General features: G+C 63.0%; 17 protein-coding genes. 10 read left to right on the top strand and 7 right to left on the bottom strand.

Features of this window, described 5'->3' with window-relative positions:
* Positions 1-77: 77 nt before the first annotated feature.
* Genes JOZ06_RS16550 through JOZ06_RS16535 form a run of 4 tightly spaced genes read right to left on the bottom strand, consistent with a single transcriptional unit; the run spans position 78 to position 3711 of the window.
* The gene (locus JOZ06_RS16550; protein WP_293234418.1) at positions 78-1097 is read right to left on the bottom strand and encodes an HEXXH motif-containing putative peptide modification protein; all 1020 of its coding nucleotides are present in this window, start codon (positions 1095-1097) and stop codon (positions 78-80) included.
* Complete coding sequence (locus tag JOZ06_RS16545; protein WP_293234416.1) at positions 1090-2298, bottom strand: HEXXH motif-containing putative peptide modification protein; 1209 nt, start codon at positions 2296-2298, stop codon at positions 1090-1092. Before JOZ06_RS16545 ends, JOZ06_RS16550 begins: the two co-directional genes overlap by 8 nt.
* Positions 2299-2300: 2 nt before the next feature.
* Entirely contained in the window at positions 2301-3482 is a 1182-nt protein-coding gene (locus tag JOZ06_RS16540) for a radical SAM protein (RefSeq protein ID WP_293234414.1), read from the bottom strand.
* A 4-nt stretch (positions 3483-3486) separates the two neighbouring features.
* Complete coding sequence (locus JOZ06_RS16535) at positions 3487-3711, bottom strand: hypothetical protein (protein ID WP_293234412.1); 225 nt, start codon at positions 3709-3711, stop codon at positions 3487-3489.
* Between the two features lie 469 nt (positions 3712-4180).
* Between JOZ06_RS16535 and JOZ06_RS16530 the strand changes: the two genes are divergently transcribed.
* Positions 4181-4363 carry a hypothetical protein gene (locus JOZ06_RS16530; RefSeq protein WP_293234410.1) on the top strand — a complete coding sequence of 61 codons (183 nt, stop codon included), beginning with the start codon at positions 4181-4183 and terminating at the stop codon, positions 4361-4363.
* A 144-nt stretch (positions 4364-4507) separates the two neighbouring features.
* On the opposite strand, the gene lysS is transcribed toward JOZ06_RS16530, so the two are convergent.
* The 3 genes from lysS to JOZ06_RS16515 all read right to left on the bottom strand — a co-directional run bounded on the left by lysS (position 4508) and on the right by JOZ06_RS16515 (position 8324).
* Positions 4508-6010, bottom strand: coding sequence for a lysine--tRNA ligase (gene lysS, locus JOZ06_RS16525; RefSeq protein WP_293234408.1), 1503 nt, complete (start codon positions 6008-6010; stop codon positions 4508-4510).
* Positions 6011-6118: 108 nt separating this feature from the next.
* Positions 6119-7223 (bottom strand): peptide chain release factor 2 gene (gene prfB / locus JOZ06_RS16520; RefSeq protein ID WP_293234456.1). Its coding sequence is split into 2 segments (ribosomal slippage): positions 6119-7141 and positions 7143-7223, totalling 1104 coding nucleotides; the frame shifts between segments, so codons are not numbered across the junction.
* Positions 7224-7343: 120 nt separating this feature from the next.
* On the bottom strand, positions 7344-8324 hold the full coding sequence (locus JOZ06_RS16515; protein WP_293234406.1) for a malate dehydrogenase: 981 nt from the start codon (positions 8322-8324) through the stop codon (positions 7344-7346).
* A gap of 184 nt (positions 8325-8508) precedes the next feature.
* Between JOZ06_RS16515 and JOZ06_RS16510 the strand changes: the two genes are divergently transcribed.
* The 9 genes from JOZ06_RS16510 (at position 8509) to odhB (ending at position 18622) form a co-directional block, all read left to right on the top strand.
* Positions 8509-9240, top strand: coding sequence for a GntR family transcriptional regulator (locus JOZ06_RS16510; RefSeq protein WP_293234404.1), 732 nt, complete (start codon positions 8509-8511; stop codon positions 9238-9240).
* 177 nt (positions 9241-9417) lie between these two features.
* A complete protein-coding gene (sdhC, locus tag JOZ06_RS16505) occupies positions 9418-9792 on the top strand; it encodes a succinate dehydrogenase, cytochrome b556 subunit (RefSeq protein ID WP_293234402.1) in 375 nt (124 codons plus the stop codon).
* A complete protein-coding gene (gene sdhD, locus JOZ06_RS16500) occupies positions 9786-10130 on the top strand; it encodes a succinate dehydrogenase, hydrophobic membrane anchor protein (protein ID WP_293234400.1) in 345 nt (114 codons plus the stop codon). The genes sdhC and sdhD overlap by 7 nt, the downstream gene beginning before the upstream one ends.
* Positions 10130-11896, top strand: a complete 1767-nt coding sequence (sdhA, locus tag JOZ06_RS16495) for a succinate dehydrogenase flavoprotein subunit (RefSeq protein ID WP_293234398.1) — start codon at positions 10130-10132, stop codon at positions 11894-11896. Before sdhD ends, sdhA begins: the two co-directional genes overlap by 1 nt.
* A 14-nt stretch (positions 11897-11910) precedes the next feature.
* A complete protein-coding gene (locus JOZ06_RS16490) occupies positions 11911-12615 on the top strand; it encodes a succinate dehydrogenase iron-sulfur subunit (protein ID WP_293234396.1) in 705 nt (234 codons plus the stop codon).
* On the top strand, positions 12612-12860 hold the full coding sequence (locus tag JOZ06_RS16485; protein ID WP_293234394.1) for a succinate dehydrogenase assembly factor 2: 249 nt from the start codon (positions 12612-12614) through the stop codon (positions 12858-12860). The genes JOZ06_RS16490 and JOZ06_RS16485 overlap by 4 nt, the downstream gene beginning before the upstream one ends.
* 77 nt (positions 12861-12937) lie before the next feature.
* Positions 12938-14227 (top strand): citrate synthase, encoded by a 1290-nt coding sequence (gltA, locus tag JOZ06_RS16480; RefSeq protein WP_293234392.1) that lies wholly within the window; start codon positions 12938-12940, stop codon positions 14225-14227.
* 252 nt (positions 14228-14479) lie between these two features.
* The gene (locus JOZ06_RS16475; RefSeq protein ID WP_293234391.1) at positions 14480-17308 is read left to right on the top strand and encodes a 2-oxoglutarate dehydrogenase E1 component; all 2829 of its coding nucleotides are present in this window, start codon (positions 14480-14482) and stop codon (positions 17306-17308) included.
* A 54-nt stretch (positions 17309-17362) separates the two neighbouring features.
* The gene (gene odhB, locus JOZ06_RS16470) at positions 17363-18622 is read left to right on the top strand and encodes a 2-oxoglutarate dehydrogenase complex dihydrolipoyllysine-residue succinyltransferase (RefSeq protein ID WP_293234390.1); all 1260 of its coding nucleotides are present in this window, start codon (positions 17363-17365) and stop codon (positions 18620-18622) included.
* The last annotated feature ends 41 nt before the right edge of the window (positions 18623-18663 follow it).

Genomic DNA, 18663 nt, shown 5'->3' with positions numbered 1-18663 from the left:
TGCGGCGATAGCTGCAACGTGAAGTGTGATTTCATTGAACTTGCCCCCTCTTGAGGGGGCCTTTTTATGTCGTGGCCTCATACCCAGACTTCGTTCAACATCCGCCCCTCGATCGTGTACAGCAGCGCTAGGCAATCGGGGGCGACCCAGGCGTGATAATCGGCCAGCCCCTGGGATACCGGCCGGTGATGAAAGCCGGTGCGCGCGCGCCCGGCGAGCGCTGCCACGCGTTCGGCAGGCCCGAATCCGGCACGCTGGGCGAGGCGCCATAAATGATAGAGGCCGTACCAGACCAAGCAAGCTTGCAGATACGATGGCAGGGCCAAAGTGGCACCGGTCCACGGTGAACGGATGGGCACCCGCCAGGCCGGCTCCGTCTGAAACGGTGCGCGCGACTCCTCGTAGCCATACAGCAGGCTGTGAATCGCCTCGTGGACCAGCGCGTCCATCAGCGAGGTCCTGTCGGCTTCGGCCAAATGGGCGTTGGTAATGCGCACCAGACCCACGGCATGGCTGAAGGTGCTGGAAAAGAGCGCATTGGGTTTGCCTGGCTGGCGGCGCAACGCCAGCACAGAGATCCAGGAGGTCACGAGCGCCGCGATTGTCGGCGACAGCCGTCTTAGCGCCATCATGGCATCGCGCAATTTGCTCACGACCCGGTCGCACTCGCCTGGCCGATAGCAAAGGGTGGCAAAGCCGTCGTCCTCGTCAGGAAAAGGGGCGTCGCCATCGATGTCCAGCGTCAAGGCGGCGGGCAGCAAGGTGTTGCCGCGATCGCGCGGGAGCGCGGAGCCGAGCTCCGCCAGGAGTTCGCGCGCAAAGGTCGCGCCGCCGCGCCACGGGTGTTCGCCATCTTGACGGTAGAGCAGGCGGGCGACCTGCGGCGTGCGCAAGAAGCGCCGCCGCTTGGCCGGCGGTAACGCCTGCAGCGCCAGGGCGATGCAGGCATCGTCGGGGTTTTGTGCGCACAAGGCGCGGGCACGCCGCCACAAGAAGGCATCGTACATCGTCCGCCATGGGCGCCATGCGCCGGGCGACGCTTCCCAGGCGAGCAGAGACGGTAGGTCCGTGAGGGCCACCGCCGGGGGATCAGCCATCGATGGCCTCCCGCCGGTGAACCCGTTGGGAGAGGGACGTGAACAGCGCCCTGCCATAGCCCGTCAATGCCGGATTGCCGATGAGCGGGGCCTCCAGCACGCCGACGTCGCTTTCCATGCGCTCGGCGGTCCGCGCCCATTCGGTGCCGGCCTCGGGCAGACCATTTTGGCGGAAGGCACGATACATCAGCAGAATGTTGGCAAAGGCATGATAGGCGATCAACACGCGCGAGAGGGGCCGCTCGCGCGCCACCGCCGGCGAGAAATACAGCCGTGTATCGCTGCCGTCGTCGACTTTGCCGACGCGCCCGACCACATGGTAGTACTGGTGCGAGGCCTCATGAACCAGCATCTCGGCCACCGTCACCGCATCGGTGGTGTGTGACAGCAGGATGATGCCGGGCGCCTCGGACCAGGTGCTGCTGCGCGTGCGTGTTTCCCGGCACTGGCAGATCACTACGCCGCGAATCACGCGCTCGACCCAAACCAAATAGTCTGGCGCATAGCGCGCGAGCAGGCCGAGCGCCTGTGTCAGCGTGTCGGCCATGGCCGCCGTCGGTTCGGGATAGCCGACGATGCTGCCGAACTGATCCTCTAACGTCAGTTGGCCGCGGATGGCCCGCTCGGGCAAGAGCAGGATCGGTTGGCGCGTGCCGGTTTGCTGCAACATGGGCGGCCTGTCGCAGCGCCAGCCATCGGCGTGGGCGTGAAATACGCTTTCGCATGGCTCGCCGCGTTCGGCGTCGATAAACGTCACCCGCGCCACGCGGCCATCGCTGTCAACCGCGATATCCTGCGCGACGGGCAAGAGCCAGCGCCCCCAGCGCATGACGCCTCCCGCCCGCAGCCGGCCATGCCACTGCCCGGGCAGGCCTTGCGCCGACAGATGAAGCGCCAGGTGCAAAGCGACATCCGCCGGATCGACCTCGTCGGTTTCCAGTGCCCATTGCACCCGGCCAAACGCCATGTCCCAGGCGATATGCGTCGCCGCCTCGGCTGTGCGCGCGATTTGGCGCCAGCGCGCAATCAGCGGCGCGACGCCGTCGCTCTGCTCGGCGATCTGCGCCGCTCGCCGTTCGAGAAATAGGTCCAGCACCGCTTGCGCATGGCATTGCACCACGGCGTCGAACAGCGCCGGATCGAATGGGGTCTGCGGGTTGGCGAATTGACGGTAGCGGTTTTCGTGCGTTTCTATCGGCATGGTCATTCAGCCAGGTCGGCTGTCCAAAGGCTGCAGGTCGGATCGCTGAGCAGCGTCGGCGGCAGGTCGCGCCGGATCGCGCGCAACATGCGCTCGGCCAGCGCGTACAGCGCTTGGCAATAAATCGACGGGTGATCGAAGCCGCTGCCGTCGAAACGGTGCGGCAAGTAGCCGCCGCCGCAGCTCGCCAGGTGCGGGCAGGCTTGGCATTGCGCGCAGGGGCGCTGCAGTTGCGACAGTTGATAGACCGATGCATGCAGATCGAGCGGATGCCGGAAAATGTTCAGCTTGTCGTTGGCAAATTCGCCGCCGCACATGCGCACCACGTCGCTGATGCCGATCGAGCCGTCCGACTCGACCACGCACAGCCGGCGCAAATCCCCGCCCAGCGCGTCAAGCGGCGATTTGATTCCCATGAATCCCAGCATCATCATTTCGAACAAGCGAATCTGCGGCGCGTGGCTCCCCAGCGCATACCAGGCGTCGAACGCTTCGAGTAGAAAGCGGCGATAGGGCGCGACGCCGGTCCAACCTTGCGGGTAGTTGGCGTAATTGCCGTCCGGCAGCAAAAACTCAAAGGCGTCAAAGCCATTGTCAATAAACCACTGCACGAGTTTGCCGCCATGCAAGGCCGGGTTGACGACGCATAGAATGCTGCCCATGAGCCGGTCGAAGTCCGGTCCGGCCGCGCGCAGCGTGCGAATTTTGTCGAGGAGCTTCTGTGTCGACCCGCGGCCATTGCGCTGGATGCGGAAACGGTCGGCCACTTCCGGCGGGCCGTCTAGGCTGATGCCGAAAGACATGGCGTTGCGGTCGAACAGCGCCAGCCATTCCTGGTCCAGCAGCAGCCCGTTGGTTTGCAGGATGAAGCGCAAGGTGATCGGCGCCGTGCGCGCGCGCAGCGTGTCGATCAGGCGCTGCATGCGCCGCTTGCCCAACAGCAGCGGTTCGCCGCCGTGCAGTTCGATGACGAAGGCGTTCAAGCCATGCCGGGCGCAATGCGCGACGATGCGCGCGGCCAGTTGGTCGACGACGGCATCGGTAATGATCGGCGGACGCGACTTCCACGAATCGTCGCCGCGGTTATAGACGTAGCAGTAGGTGCAGTTGAGATTGCAGCGCTGCACCACCTTCAGCACGATCCAGTCGAGCGCTTGGGCGGCCCCCCGAGCCACTGTGCTCACGATCTCAGCCTCCGCGCGCGGCAGCGACGTTGGCGGGATCGACGACTTGCTGCTGAGTCATCGGATTGCCGCCGGAACGCGAGTGGCCACTGCCGTGGCGGTCGTAGCCGTCTGCCAGCGTGGCGGGATTCATGGCGCGCGAGGTCAATTGCTGCAATACCGCGCTGTGGATTTGTTTCAAATCCTCGTTGCTGGCATTGCTGAGGTCGACAACGGGTTTGGTCGTCATAGTGATGCCCTTTCAGATGGGAACTACAGTGAGGGGAAACCGCCTGACGCGGCGGCCCTCGAACACTATGACAAAAAAATTGTTATATCAATTATACAACCCGTATTGAATTGACAGGGGTGAGAACCTCGCCTCGGACTAGGGCCTGTCTGCAAACTATTTGTGAACTGCGCTGGCCTGACAAACGGCCAGATGCTAGGCGGGGGGCGCCGGCCTTAGTCATTCTAAGGCCAAGCCGCGCAACGACGCAGATGGCCGTTTGCCAGACCAGCCCTTCGGGGCCGGCGTCTGCCGGCGCATCGCTTTGTCGTTTGCCCCTGGCAGTGAATGACACTGCGGCGGGGCGCACTCCTCGCGCTGCATCCGGCGGACACTGGCCGCAGCCGCAAATAGTTTGCAGACAGGCCCTAGAACCAAGGGTTAGGATCGGGGGAGGCGAGCAAACTCTCAGGCCCCAGGGAGGGCGGGTATGGATAATCTCAGCGAGGAAGAGCGGTACTGGCTGCAGCGGATCATCGATGATCAACTGGGGGACGAGGAGATCCCGCAGGCGGTGGCCGAGGCGCTACTGGCGCGGCAGCTGATTGCCTGGTCGCATGTCGCGGCCCAATACGTGTTGGGCATTCGCGGCAAGTGCCTTGCCCGGCCATGACAACGCGCGCGGGTCCCTAGCGGCCTGCGCGTGTTCCGTATCGAACGACACGTGGTTTGGTCGATGATGCCCCTCTTATCAACATGGCAATAAAAAAGCCGCGCAACCCAAGGGCTGCGCGGCTTGTGGTGAAGCCGGTTACGCTTATTCCGGACGCATGTGCGGGAACAGGATCACGTCGCGGATCGAGGCCGAGTCGGTCAACAGCATCACCAGGCGGTCGATGCCGATGCCGCAGCCGCCGGTCGGCGGCAGGCCGTATTCCAGCGCGCGCACGTAGTCGGCGTCATAGTGCATGGCTTCGTCGTCGCCGCTTTCCATCTGCTTGACCTGCTGCATGAAGCGGTCGGCTTGGTCTTCCGGGTCGTTCAACTCGGAATAGCCGTTGGCCAGTTCGCGGCCGACGCAGAACAGCTCGAAGCGTTCGGTGATGCCCGCGTGCTTGTCCGAGGCTCGTGCCAGCGGCGACACTTCCACCGGATAGTCGATGATGAAGGTCGGATTCCACAACAGGCCCTCGGCGCACTCTTCGAACAGTGCCAGATGCAGGCTGCCCAGCCCCTTGGCCGGCGGCAGCTTGCCGCCCAGACGCTGGATTTCCGCCGCCACCCAGGCTTCGTCGTTCAATTGCGCATCGGTGTATTGCGGGTTGTACTTCTTGATCGCCTGCACGATGGTCAGCCGGTCGAATTTCGACAGATCGACGGTCTTGCCCTGGTACGGGATCTGCAACGAGCCGCAAACACGCATGGCGGCGTCCTGGATGACTTTTTCGGTCATTTCCATCATGCGATGGTAATCCGAATAAGCCTCGTAGAACTCCATCATGGTGAACTCGGGGTTGTGGCGGGTGCTCATCCCTTCGTTACGGAAGTTGCGGTTGATCTCGAACACGCGCTCGAAGCCGCCGACGACCAGACGCTTCAGATACAGCTCCGGCGCGATGCGCAGAAACAGCGGCATGTCGAGCGCGTTGTGGTGCGTCTTGAACGGACGCGCCGCCGCGCCACCCGGAATCGGGTGCATCATCGGGGTTTCCACTTCCAGGTAGCGTTCGCCGATCATCACTTGGCGGATGCCCTGAATGATCTGCGAGCGCTTCATGAAGACGCTGCGCGAGTCTTCGTGCATGACCAGGTCGACGTAGCGCTGGCGGTATTTCTGCTCTTGGTCGGCCAGGCCGTGGAATTTGTCCGGCAGCGGGCGAATCGCCTTCGACAGCAGGCGAATTTCGCTCGCGCGCACGGTCAGCTCGCCGGTCTTGGTCACGAACAGCGTGCCCTTCACCCCCAGGATGTCGCCGATGTCCCAACGCTTGAAGTCGTCGTAGATGTCGGCCGGAATGTCGTCGCTGGCGACGAAGATCTGGATCGCGCCGGTGTAATCCTGCAGCGTGGCAAATGATGCCTTGCCCATCACACGTTTAAGCATCATGCGACCAGCGACGGCGACCTCGATCTTTTCGGCTTCCAGCGCATCACCCGGTTTACCGGCGTGTTTATCCTGCAGATCTTTGGCAAACGCGGTGCGTTTGAAATCGTTCGGATAGGCGACGCCTTTTTCGCGGATGGCTTTCAGCTTCAGGCGGCGCTCCGCCATGATTTGGTTTTCGTCCTGAATCGCAGAGGTTTGTTCGTGTTCAGACATAAAAGCTCCATTAGCTACGGAAGAGGGAAGCCGCTGTCGGCGCGCGTGGGGTAGTGTACGCCGGGAGGAGGGCTCCCCTTACTGCAACCGGGGACCATCCCCGGTAATTTATACGCCTTGCTTCAGGCTGGCCTCGATGAAACCGTCGAGGTCGCCATCCATCACGGCTTTGATATTGCCCACTTCGTGGCTGGTGCGCAGATCCTTGATGCGCGACTGGTCGAACACATAGGAACGGATCTGGTGTCCCCAGCCCACGTCGGTTTTGCTGTCCTCCAGTGCCTGCTTGGCCGCATTGCGCTTTTTAAGCTCTAGCTCATATAGCTTGGCACGCAGCATCTGCATGGCTTCGTCGCGGTTGCGATGCTGTGATCGGTCGTTCTGACACTGTACCACAATGCCGGTAGGGTTGTGGGTAATGCGAACCGCAGAGTCAGTTTTGTTGATGTGCTGACCGCCCGCGCCGGAAGCGCGGTAGGTATCTATTCTGAGATCGGCCGGATTGATGTCGATTTCGATCGAGTCGTCGACCTCGGGATAGACGAATACCGAAGAGAACGACGTGTGGCGGCGGGCGTTGGAATCGAACGGCGAAACCCGTACCAGGCGGTGCACGCCGGTCTCGGTGCGCAACAGGCCGTAGGCGTAGTCGCCCTCGATTTTCAACGTGGCGCTGGTGATGCCGGCGACTTCGCCTTCCGACTCTTCCAGTACATCGACCTTGAACCCTTTGCGTTCGGCGTAGCGGGTGTACATGCGCAGCAGCATGCCGGCCCAGTCCTGCGCCTCGGTGCCGCCGGCGCCGGCCTGGATATCCAGGAAACAGGGGCGCGGGTCCATCGGGTCGTTGAACATGCGGCGGAATTCGAGTTGCGCCAGGCTCGCCTCGATGGCAGTAAGATCGGCCTCTACCGCCAGGACGGTATCGTCGTCGCCTTCCTCGCACGCCATGTCGAATAGATCACGGCTGTCGCCGATGCCGGCGGTCAGCGCTTCCAGCGTCAGGACGACGTCTTCGAGCAGCTTGCGTTCGCGGCCCAGATCCTGAGCGCGCTTCTGGTCGTTCCAGACGTCCGGATCCTCGCTCAGACGGACGACTTCTTCCAGCCGGTCTTTTTTCCCGGCGTAGTCAAAGATACCCCCGGATATCGGTCAATCGGCTGGCCATGTCATCCATTTTGGCCGTGATCTGGTTCAATACCTCGGCTTCGATCATCTGTTGCTACTCCAAATAAAGAATCAAAAAACGCGTATCGACAAAGACAAAGCGCACCCGTGATGAGGGTGCGCTTCGGTCGGCTGCCGTTGCGCCACTGGCGAAACGGCGAGTGCTTTAGCCCAGCAGGGGAAGAATCGCGGCGCGTTCTTCTTCCAGTTCGTTCTGGGTCAGCGTCATCCGTTCGCGGCTGAAGTCGTCAATGGCAAGACCTTGCACGATCTTGTAGTCGCCATTTTCGCACACCACCGGGAAACCGTACATCAGGCCTTCCGGGATGCCGTAGGAGCCGTCGGACACCACCCCCATGGTGACCCATTCGCCGTCGGTGCCGAGCCACCAGTCGTGGATGTGATCGATGGCGGCGTTGGCGGCCGAAGCGGCCGAGGACAGGCCGCGCGCTTCGATGATGGCGGCGCCGCGCTTGCCCACGGTCGGCAGGAACACTTCGCGGTTCCAGGCCTCGTCGTTGATCAGATCCTTGACGCTCTTGCCGTCGACGGAGGCGAAGCGGTAGTCGGCGTACATGGTCGGCGAGTGGTTGCCCCAGACGGCCATGTGGCGGATGGCGGACACCGGCTTGCCGGCCTTGGCCGCCACTTGGGACAGGGCGCGGTTGTGGTCAAGACGCAACATGGCGGTGAATTGGCGCGGATTCAAATCCGGCGCGCTCTTCATGGCGATGTAGGCGTTGGTGTTGGCCGGGTTGCCGACCACCAGCACCTTGACGTCGCGCGCGGCGTGGTCGTTCAGCGCCTTGCCTTGCACGGTGAAGATGGCGCCGTTGGCTTCGAGCAGATCCTTGCGCTCCATGCCCTTCGAGCGCGGACGGGCGCCCACCAGGATGGCGACTTGCACGTCTTTGAACGCCACGTTGGGATCGTCGGTGGCGACCATGCCGGCCAACAGCGGGAAGGCACAGTCTTCCAGTTCCATCATCACGCCTTTGACCGCGGTCTGCGCTTGCGGCAGATCGAGCAGTTGCAGGATGACGGGCTGATCCTTGCCGAGCATTTCGCCGCTGGCGATGCGGAACAGCAGGCTGTAACCAATCTGGCCGGCGGCGCCGGTTACGGCTACGCGTACGGGGGCTTTCATATGACTGACTCTCCTTTGTGTGTCCGTTTTGGTGCTGCGTTTGCGTCAGGATGACTGAGTGTAGCACGCAGAATTAGTAATGTGTTCGGAAATGTCCGACTTGGCGAAATATCCCGGCTTTAAACTTATGTCTTATATAAGACTAGTCTTTACGCTTGATTTGTTTGGTGATAAAAAGACGGGGATGATGAGAAACACGCTGCGGCGCCTGCCGCTTTATGCACAAATCAAGTCGGTTTTGATCCGGCGCATCGGCGAAGGCGAATGGCAAGCCAATCAGGCCTTGCCAAGCGAGTGGGAACTCGCGGCGCAGCTGGATGTGAGCCAGGGAACCGTCCGCAAGGCACTGGGCGAACTGGTGGCGCAGGGGGTGTTATACCGGCGCCAGGGGCGCGGCACCTTCGTGGCCGAAGTCGCCAGCGACTGGGGGGCTGGTTATTTGGTCACCCCCGGCTTTCTGGATGAAAAACCGGACATGCTGGTGTTGGAGTTGTTGGGCTGCTCGCGCGGCAACGCGCCGGAAGATGTGGCTCAGACGCTGGGGCTGCGGCGCGGCGAGGCGGTGATCCGCGTGCGGCAGCTGTGGCGCCTGCGCGGCATGGCGGTGGCCTTGGACGACGCCTATTTGCCGGCCGAGTCGTTTGACGGCTTGGATGCGCGGTCGATCCGGCAGTGCGGCGGTGACGTCTATGTGACGTTGCAGCGGCGTTTTGGCGTGCGGCCTCGGGTGGCGGTGGAGCAATGGCGCGCGGTGGCGCTGTCGCGCGAGGACGCCGCGATGTTGGGCGTGGCGCCCGATCAGCCGACGCTGTCGCAGTTGCGGGTATCGACCACCATGGAGGGTGAACCGCTGGAATGGCGTCAGCGTGTGTGCCTGACCGATGCGCTTGCCTACACCACCGGGCGGCAGCCATGAAGCGGGCGGGGAGTGCCCGCATTTGATAGAATTCATCAGTCATATGCCAGAAGTATTAAGTATGTGACAAAAAGGGAGCCCAGCCGGCCGTAACACAAAAGAGCCGGCGTGCTCAGGCCTCCCGCCTGTCCAGGCGTGCGTGGCTAAGACATATTGCTCAACAAAGTGGAAAACCAAATGCAGAAGCAAAGACCCAAGCATCTGGACGTGGCCAAGATCAGGCTGCCGGTGCCCGGCATCGTCTCGATCTTGCATCGGGTCAGCGGGGTGGCGCTGTTCCTGTTCCTGCCTGTCCTGATCTATCTCCTCCAGGGCTCTTTGAGCTCGGCCGAGTCCTTCGATTCTTTCCGTATCCTGATTGCCAATCCGCTCGTCAAGCTGGTGTTGATCGGCCTGTTGTGGGCCTTCCTGCATCATGCCTGCGCCGGCATTCGCTTTTTGTTCCTTGACATGCACAAGGGTCTGGAACTCGCCACCGCGCGAGCGACCGCCAAGACCGTGCTGGTCGTCAGCCTGGCGCTGACCGTGATTCTGGGGGTGGCGGTATGGTGAACCGTATTGTTGTCGGCGCTCACTATGGTCTGCGCGATTGGCTGGCGCAGCGCGTCACCGCGGTGGTGATGCTGGCCTACACGCTGGCGCTGGTGTTGTTCCTGCTGGTGATGCCGTCGGGCTTCGCGGGCTGGAAGGCGTTGTTCGCCTGCACCTGGGTGCGCTTGCTGACCCAGGTCACCGTGTTGGCGCTGCTGCTGCATGCCTGGGTGGGCGTGCGCGATATCTGGATGGACTACGTTAAGCCGGTTGGCGTGCGCCTGACGCTGCACGTGTTGACCATTCTGTGGCTGGTGTCCTGTCTCATCTATTCCGTCAAGGTAGTCTGGGGGCTGTAATGGGCGTACCTGTTCGTCGTTTCGATGCAGTAATTGTTGGTGGCGGCGGCGCCGGTTTGCGTGCCGCGCTGCAATTGTCCGAGGCCGGCCTCAAGACCGCCGTGCTTTCCAAGGTATTCCCGACCCGTTCGCACACCGTGGCGGCGCAAGGCGGGATTTCCGCTTCGCTGGGCAACGTCCAGGAAGACCATTGGCAGTGGCATATGTACGATACCGTCAAGGGGTCGGATTGGTTGGGCGACCAGGATGCCATCGAGTTCATGTGCCGCACCGCGCCTGACGCGGTGGTCGAGCTGGAGCATTTCGGCATGCCGTTCGACCGGCTGGAGAACGGCAAGATCTATCAGCGTCCGTTCGGCGGCCACACCCAGCATAACGGCAAGACGCCGGTGCAGCGCGCCTGCGCCGCGGCCGACCGTACCGGCCATGCCATGCTGCACACGCTTTATCAGCGCAACGTGCGCGCCAATACCCAGTTCTTCGTCGAGTGGATGGCGCTCGACCTGATCCGCGACGCCGACGGCGACGTGGTCGGCGTCACCGCGCTGGAGATGGAGACCGGCGATATCTACATCCTGCACGCCAAGGCGGTGTTGTTCGCCACCGGCGGCGCGGGCCGTATCTATGCCGCGTCGACCAACGCCTTCATCAATACTGGCGACGGCCTGGGCATGTGCGTGCGCGCCGGCCTGCCGCTGGAAGACATGGAGTTCTGGCAGTTCCACCCGACCGGCGTGGCCGGCGCCGGTGTGCTGATTACCGAGGGCGTGCGCGGCGAGGGCGGTATTCTGCTTAACGCCAATGGCGAGCGTTTCATGGAACGCTACGCGCCGAACCTGAAGGACCTGGCGCCGCGCGACTTCGTCTCGCGCTCGATGGAGCTCGAGGTGCTGGAGGGGCGCGGCTGCGGTCCGCACAAGGATCACGTGCTGCTCAAGCTCGACCACCTCGGTCCGGACATCATCAATCAGCGTCTGCCGGGCATCCGCGAGATCGCCATCAAGTTCGCCGGCGTCGACCCGATCAAGGAGCCGATCCCGGTGATTCCGACCTGTCATTACATGATGGGCGGCATTCCGACCAACTACCGAGGCGAAGTGGTCGCGCCTCAGGGGGACAACCCGGAAGCGCGCGTCAACGGCTTCTACGCCGCCGGCGAGTGCGCCTGCGCCTCGGTGCACGGCGCCAACCGCCTGGGCACCAACTCGCTGCTGGACCTGGTGGTGTTCGGCAAGTCGGCTGGCGACAGCATGATCAAGTACATCCGTGACGAAATGCCGACCTGGAAGGATCTGCCGGCCGACGCCGCCGACCGTTCGCTCGCCCGTGTGGCGCGTCTGGATGGCCAGACCAACGGCGAGGAAGTGGCCGACGTGCGCGCCGCGATGCAGCGCACCGTGCAGTCGCGCGCCGGGGTGTTCCGCAACGGCGCCAACCTCAAGCTCGGCGTGGACGAGATCGCGCAAGTGGCCGAACGCGCCCGTCTGTTGCAGATCAAGGACAAGTCCAAGGTGTTCAACACCGCGCGCGTCGAGGCGCTGGAGGTGGAAAACCTGATCGAGGTGGCCGTGGCCACGCTGGTGGCGGCCGAGGCACGCAAGGAGTCGCGCGGCGCGCACGCGCACGACGATTATCCGACGCGTGATGACGAAAACTGGATGAAGCACTCGCTGTACTTCGGTTCTGACCGCAGCCTGCGCTACAAGCCGGTGCACACCAAGCCGCTTTCGGTGGATTACATCCCGCCGAAAGAGCGGACTTTCTGACCCGGAGCCGAGCCATGAAGAAAATGCGTTTCTCGATCTACCGCTACAACCCGGAGACCGATGCCAAGCCTTACATGCAGGACTACGAGGTGGAGATCGGTCCGAAGGACATCAAGTTGCTGGACGTGCTGACCAAGCTCAAGGCCATGGACGATACGGTGTCGTTCCGCCGCTCGTGCCGCGAAGGTATCTGCGGCTCCGACGGCATGAACATCAACGGCAAGAACGGGCTCGCCTGCCTGACCGACGTGGCGACCTTGGCCGAGCCGGTGACGCTGCGTCCGCTGCCGGGCCTGCCGGTGGTGCGCGACCTGATCGTCGACATGACCCAGTTCTTCAAGCAATACCATTCGATCAAGCCGTACGTGGTCAACAACACGCCGGCGCCGGAGCGTGAGCGCCTGCAGTCGCCGGAGGACCGCAAGGAACTCGACGGCTTGTACGAATGCATCCTGTGCGCCTGCTGTTCGACGTCGTGCCCGTCGTTCTGGTGGAACCCCGACAAGTTCGTCGGCCCGGCCGGCCTTCTGGCCGCCTACCGGTTCATCGCCGACACGCGCGACGAGATCACCAGCGAGCGCCTGGATAACTTGGAAGACCCGTATCGCCTGTTCCGCTGCCATACCATCATGAATTGCGTCGACGTTTGTCCGAAGCATCTGAACCCGACCCGCGCGATCGGCAAGATCAAGGACCTGATGGTGAAGCGCGCGGTATGACCCTGATCGACGCCACGGAAAAGAAGCGGATTCGCTGGCGCTCGCGGCGCGGATTGCTGGAACTTGATATCGTGCTCGAACGGTTCCTCGCGCGCGGGTTCGACGAACTCGATCAGGACCAGTTGGCGGATTATCGCCGCCTGCTGGCGTTGGACGACAACGATTTTTTGGATGTCGTCAACGGCAAAGCCGATTTGGACGATCCCGCGCTGATGGCGATCGTGCGGCTATTGCGCGCCGTTTGAATGAGGTAGGGGAAAGCCGCCCGCGAGGGCGGTCGATGGGCTGCAAACAAACACCATAACAACTGGGAGTTACGCTAGTGGAAACCAACCGTAAAGTGACGCTCACTTACAGCGAAGGCAAAGAAAACCTGGATCTGCCGGTGCTGGCCGGCTCGCTCGGGCCGGACGTCGTCGACATCCGCAACTTTGCCAAAACCGGCATGTTCACCTTCGACCCGGGCTTTCTCGCCACCGCGAGCTGCGAGTCCAAGATCACCTTCATCGATGGCGATCTGGGCCAGCTCTACTACCGCGGCTACCCGATCGAACAGCTGGCAGAGCAATCCGATTATCTCGAGTGCTGCTATCTGCTGATGAACGGCGAACTGCCGACCGCCAAGCAGCGCGAAGAATTCAACTACACCATCATGCACCACACGATGGTGCACGAGCAGCTGTCCAGCTTCTTCAAGGGCTTCCGCCGCGACTCGCACCCGATGGCGATGATGGTGGGCGTGGTGGGCGCGCTGTCCGCGTTCTATCAGGACAGCCTGGACATCTCCAACCCCGAGCACCGCAAGGTGGCCAAGTTCCGTCTGATCTCCAAGATCCCGACGATCGCCGCCATGTGTTTCCGCTACTCGATCGGCGCGCCGTTCATGTACCCGCGCAACAACCTGTCGTATAGCGCCAACTTCCTGCACATGATGTTCGCCACCCCGTGCGAGCAGTACGAGCCGAACCCGGTGCTGGTGCGCGCGTTGGACCGCATCCTGATCCTGCACGCCGACCACGAGCAGAACGCCTCGACCTCGACCGTGCGTCTGGCGGGCTCCTCCGGCGCCAATCCGTTCGCCTGCATCGCCGCGGGCATCGCCTGCCTGTGGGGCCCGGCGCATGGCGGCGCCAACGAAGCGGTGCTGAAGATGCTCGACGAGATCGGCACCGAGGACAACATCGAGGAATTCATCCAGGGCGTGAAGGACAAGCGCTACCGCCTGATGGGCTTCGGCCACCGCGTGTACAAGAACATGGACCCGCGCGCCAGCATCATGCGCGAGACCTGCCACGACGTGCTCAACGAGCTCGGTCTGCACGACGATCCGAAGTTCAAGCTGGCGATGAAGCTGGAACAGATCGCGCTCAACGACCCGTACTTCGTCGAACGCAAGCTGTACCCGAACGTCGACTTCTACTCCGGCATCGTGCTGGCCGCGCTGAACATCCCGGTCTCGATGTTCACCGTGATCTTCGCGCTGGCGCGCACCGTGGGCTGGATCAGCCACTGGGACGAAATGCTGTCCGATCCGCAACAGAAGATCGGCCGTCCGCGTCAGCTGTACACCGGCGCGGCACGCCGCGACTACGTGCCGGTCGCGAAGCGCTAACCGGGAGTACGGAGTGGGGGAGGAGCGAAAACCTTAACGGCGGCAGTAAAAGCTCGCCCCCACTCCCGCTTTAAAGGTGTTGCCGTTACTCCCGCGGCAGCCGACCAAAATGACGGGAGCAAATAAATGCCAGGGCGAAGATGCTGCGGATCGCTCTCGCCGCTTTGAGAGCTTTATGGCGATCGCAGGGCCGCCCGCCATCGCCATAACGCTTTTACCACGCTGCACCAAGACAAGACAAAGGGCCGAACCATGATGCAAAGCATGTACAGTCATTCCTACCTGTTCGGTGGGAATGCACCGTTCATCGAGGAACTGTACGAACAGTATCTGACCGATCCGAACGCTATCGATGTAGAGTGGCGCGCCTACTTCGACAAGCTCGCGCAGGCGCCCGGCGCCAGCGAGCGCGACGTACCGCACCTTCCCATTCAGGAATCGTTCATCCAATTGGCGAAACAGCCAACTGGCTCAAAGGGCAGAAGCGCCGTCGCCGAATGGGAATCGATGCAGAAACAGGTCGGCGTGCTCAAGCTGATCTCGGCCTATCGCGTGTTGGGGGCACGTCAGGCCAATCTGGATCCGCTGATGCGCATGGACCAGCACGCGGTGCCGGAACTCGACCTGGCCAGTCACGGCTTGGGCGACGCCGACATGGCGGTACAGTTCAACGTCGGCTCGCTGGTCGGCCCGCAGCGCCTGCCTTTGTCGGAGATTCTGGCGCGGCTGAAGCAGACCTACTGCGGTAACATCGGTTTCGAGTACATGCATCTGACCGAGTCGTCGGAGAAGCATTGGCTGCAGAACCGCTTCGAGGCCGATCTGTCGACGCCGCGCTTCGATGTCGCGCGCAAGACGCGCATCCTCAAGCAGATCACCGCCGCGGAAACGCTGGAGCGTTATCTGCACACCAAATACGTCGGCCAAAAGCGCTTCTCGCTCGAAGGCGGCGAGAGCGCAATCGCCGCGCTCGACCACCTGATTCAGAATGCCGGCCAGCACGGCACGCAAGAGCTGATCATCGGCATGGCCCACCGCGGCCGCTTGAACGTGCTGGTCAACACGCTCGGCAAGCTGCCGCGCGATCTGTTCGCCGAATTCGAAGGCAAGAAGACCACCGACCTGGCCTCGGGCGACGTCAAATACCACATGGGCTTCTCCAGCGACATTCCGACGCCGTCGGGCCCGATGCACGTATCGCTGGCGTTCAACCCGTCGCACCTGGAAATCGTCAACCCGGTGGTCGAAGGTTCGGTACGCTCCCGCCAGGAGCACCGCAACGACACCGAGCGCAACCAGGTCGTGCCGATTCTGATCCACGGCGACTCGGCCTTCTCGGGTCTCGGCGTCAACCAAGGCACGTTCAACCTGTCGCAGACGCGCGGCTACGGCACCGGCGGCACGATCCACCTGGTGATCAACAACCAAGTGGGTTTCACCACTTCGGACACGCGCGACGTGCGTTCGACGCTGTACTGTACCGACGTGGCCAAGATGGTCGAGGCGCCGATCTTCCACGTCAACGGCGACGATCCGGAAGCGGTTTGCTACGTCACCCAGCTCGCGCTCGATTACCGCATGGCGTTCCACAAGGACGTGGTCATCGATATGGTCTGCTATCGCAAGCTCGGCCATAACGAGGGCGACGATCCGTTCCTGACCCAGCCGATGATGTACAAGCGGATCGCCAAGCACGAGGGCGTGCGCGCGGTCTACGCCAACCGCCTGGCGGCCGAGGGCGTGATCGGCAAGGACGAGGCCGATCGCCTGATCACCGCCTACCGCGACGCGCTCGATAAGGGTGAACACGTCGAGCAGACGGTGCTGTCCAACTACAAGCGCGAACACGCCAACGACTGGAGCAGCTTCATCGGCACCCACTGGGCGCACCCGACCGACACCTCGTTGCCGCTGGCGGACTTGCAGCGTCTCGCGGAGAAGTTCACCACGATGCCGGAGGGCTTCAAGCTGCATCCGACGGTGGAAAAGGTGATCAACGCCCGCCGCGCGATGGCCGAGGGCAAGCAGGACGTCGACTGGGGCATGGCGGAAACGCTGGCCTACGCGTCGCTGGTGACCAACGGCTACGCCGTGCGCTTGTCGGGCGAGGACTCCGGCCGCGGCACTTTCGCCCATCGCCACGCCGTGATGCATGACCAGAACCGCGAGCGCTGGGACCAGGGCGTCTACGTGCCGCTGCGCAACATGGCCGACAACCAGGGCAATTTCCTGGTGATCGACTCCATCCTCAACGAAGAAGCGGTGCTGGCCTACGAATACGGCTATGCCTGCTCGTCGCCGAACGACTTGGTGATCTGGGAAGCCCAGTTCGGCGACTTCGCCAACGGCGCCCAAGTCGCCATCGACCAGTTCATTTCCTCGGGCGAAACCAAGTGGGGCCGCCTGTGCGGTCTGGGCTTGATTCTGCCGCACGGCTACGACGGTCAGGGGCCGGAACACTCGTCCGCCCGCGTGGAACGCTGGCTGCAGCTGTGCGCCGAGCACAACATCCAGGTGATCATGCCGTCCGAGGCCGGCCAGATGTTCCACCTGCTGCGCCGCCAAGTGCTGCGCCCGTACCGCAAGCCGTTGATCATCTTCCTGTCCAAGCGCCTGCTGCGCTACAAGGACGCGATGAGCCCGATCGAATCGCTGACGTCCGGCGGCTTCCGTCCGGTGATCGGCGACAGCACGGTGCCGGATGCCAAGAAGGTCAAGCGCGTGTTGTTGTGCGCCGGTCAGGTGTACTACGACCTGTTCAACGCCCGCCGCGACCGCGGCCTGGAGAAGGACATCGCCATCGTGCGCATCGAGCAGCTCTACCCGTTCCCGACCGAGCAGGTGGCCGCCGAGCTCGCCCGCTACACGGCGGCGCGCGAAGTGCTGTGGGTGCAGGAAGAGCCGCGCAACCAAGGCGCGTGGTACCAGATCCGCCACCGTCTGGAGGGGCTCCTGATCGGCAAGCAATCGCTGGCGTTCGCCGGTCGGCCGTCGTCCGCCTCGCCGGCCGTGGGCTATATGAGCAAGCACGTCGCGCAGCTCAAGGCCTTCATCGATGAGGCCATGACCCTTGCCAAGTAAGGCACCGGACAAGAATAACCCGCGGGGTTCGTGCCCCGCGAAACGGAGAAGAAGATGCTGATCGAAGTCAAAGTCCCGCAGTTGCCGGAGTCTGTTTCCGAAGCCACGCTCATGACCTGGCACAAGAAGGTGGGGGAAGCCGTCAACCGTGACGAGAATCTGATCGACCTGGAAACCGATAAGGTGGTGCTGGAGCTGCCGGCGCCCCAGGCCGGTGTGATCGTCAAGATCGTCGAGGCCGACGGCGCCACGGTGGTATCCGGTCAACTGCTGGCGCAGATCGATACCGAGGCTGCCGCGGGCAGCGTGTCGGCTTCCGCCCCGGCGGCGCCCGCCGCAGCGCCGGCACCGGCTGCCGCAGCAGCCGCCCCGGGCGGCGCCGCGATGCCGTCGGCCGCCAAGCTTGCCGCCGAGGCCGGCGTCGACTTGAGCAAAGTTTCGGGCAGTGGCCGCGACGGCCGTATCCTGAAGGAAGACGTGCAGGCCGCGGCCAAGACCGCGCCGGCGGTGGCCCCGGCGCAAGCGGGCCCGGTGCTGGCGGTAAGCAGCCCGGCCGGCGGCGCGGCGCTTGCCTCGACCCCGCCCGCGGTCAATGTCGCAAGCCTTCTGGCCGACCGCCCCGAACAGCGCGTGCCGATGTCGCGCTTGCGCCAGCGCGTGGCCGAACGCTTGATCATGTCGCAGCAGACCAACGCGATCCTGACCACCTTCAACGAAGTCAACATGAAGCCGGTGATGGATCTGCGCAACAAGTACAAGGAGAAGTTCGAGAAGGAGCACGGCATCAAGCTCGGCTTCATGTCGTTCTTCGTCAAGGCGGCGGTGGCGGCGCTGAAGAAGTACCCGGTGGTCAACGCCTCGGTCGACGGCAACGACATCATCTATCACGGCTACTTCGACATCGGCATCGCCGTCGGCAGTCCGCGCGGTTTGGTGGTGCCGATTTTGCGCAATGCCGACCAAATGTCGATCGCCGAAATCGAACGCCAGATCGCCGATTTTGCCGTCAAGGCCAAGGACGGTAAGCTGTCGCTGGAAGAGTTGACCGGCGGCACCTTCTCCGTCACCAACGGCGGCACCTTCGGCTCGATGATGTCGACGCCGATCATCAATCCGCCGCAATCGGCGATTCTCGGCATGCACGCCACCAAGGAGCGCGCGGTGGTCGAGAACGGTCAGGTGGTGGTGCGGCCGATGATGTATCTGGCGCTGTCCTACGACCACCGCATCATCGACGGCCGCGAAGCCGTGCTGACGCTGGTGACCATCAAGGACTTGCTGGAAGACCCCGCCCGTCTGATTCTCGACCTGTAATTCGGACCGGCGGCATGGCCCGGCGAGGGGAGATCCCTCTC

This window comes from Paludibacterium sp., assembly GCF_019232825.1.
Taxonomy (GTDB): Bacteria; Pseudomonadota; Gammaproteobacteria; order Burkholderiales; family Chromobacteriaceae; genus Paludibacterium.
The sequence above is the reverse complement of the archived record's forward strand: the minus strand, read 5'-3'. Positions and strand labels throughout refer to the sequence as shown.